General features: G+C 66.7%; 1 protein-coding gene. It reads left to right on the forward strand.

The features are described from left to right. The first annotated feature begins 210 nt into the window (after window positions 1–210). Entirely contained in the window at window positions 211–1,413 is a 1,203-nt protein-coding gene (locus tag IRT45_RS36190) for an IS110 family transposase (RefSeq protein ID WP_194810248.1), read from the forward strand. The last annotated feature ends 18 nt before the right edge of the window (window positions 1,414–1,431 follow it).

Consider the following 1,431-nt stretch of genomic DNA (forward strand, 5'->3'; position numbering starts at 1 on the left):
CTCCGTAAGTTGTTATGCGGCCCAGGAGGGCCGGATGTGGCTGATGATGGCTTGCCTCGAGTGGCTCCTCAGGAGTGGCCGTCCGACCCTCCGGGGCGCCCTGGCTGCTGATTGAGATATGCGCGCGATACGACGTGGTCGCTGATTACGGAGACGACAGCGGGGTGCTCCTCGGACCGAACCTGTGCCGTAACGAGCGAGGAGTGCTGAGTGACCACTACGCGGGCCCGCGCATGGGCCGGTGTCGACGCTGGTAAAGGCCATCATTGGGCGGCGGTTGTCGATGACACCGGTGCCACGTTGTGGTCGAAGAAGATCGACAACGACGAGACCGCGATCCTGACCGCGTTGGGTGAGATCCTCGCCCTGGCCGAGGAAGTGTCCTTCGCCGTCGACATCTCCGGCACGGCATCGGCGCTGTTGCTGGCTTTGCTCGCCGCGCACGGCATTTCCGCGGTGTATGTGCCCGGCCGCACCGTCAACCGCATGTCGGGTGCCTACCGAGGCGAGGGCAAAACCGACGCCAAAGACGCGTATGTCATCGCCGAAACATCCCGGCACAGAAATGATTTCGCGACGATCGACGTGCCCGCCCAGTTGGCTGCCGACCTCGCCTTGTTGACCGCGCACCGTACCGATCTGGTCGCGGACCGGGTCCGCATGATCAACCGCCTGCGCGACGTGCTGACCGGGGTGTTCCCCGCGCTGGAACGCGCTTTCGACTACAGCACTCACAAGGGTGCGTTGATCTTGCTGACCGGGTATCAAACCCCGACCGCGATCCGCCGCCGCGGACACACCCGGTTGACGGCATGGCTGGCCAAACGTCACGTCCGATCGGCCGAAACGGTCGCGGCTACCGCGGTCGCGGCCGCGGACGCCCAGCAGACCACCCTGCCCGGCGAGGGCGTGGCCGCGCAGATCGTCGCCGAGCTCGCGCGGGCGATCCTGGATCTCGACGACCGGATCACACGCCTCGAAGGCCAGATCCGCGACACCTTCCGCACGCACCCGCAAGCCGAGATCATCGAGTCCATGCCCGGGATCGGCCCGATCCTGGGAGCGGAATTGATCGTCGCCGCAGGCGATCTGGGGGCCTACACCGATGCCGGGCACCTGGCCTCGGCAGCCGGGCTGGTCCCGGTCCCGCGTGACTCCGGTCGACGGACCGGTAACCTGCACCGCCCGAAACGCTACAGCCGGCGGTTGCGTCGGGTGTTCTATCTGTCGGCGCAGACCAGCATCATCCGCGACGGGCCGAACCGGGACTTCTACCTGAAAAAGCGGAGCGAGGGCTGCCTGCATGTGCAGGCGGTGATCGCGTTGGCCCGGCGGCGGGTCTCGGTGTTGTGGGCCTTGCTGCGCGACGGTCGGGCTTTCACCCCCGCTCCACCGGTCGTGCTCGCGGCTTGACAACCTCATTGAGACTCC

Origin of the sequence: Nocardia sp. BSTN01 (genome assembly GCF_015354405.1) — a bacterium.
In the GTDB taxonomy this organism is placed as follows: Bacteria; Actinomycetota; Actinomycetes; order Mycobacteriales; family Mycobacteriaceae; genus Nocardia.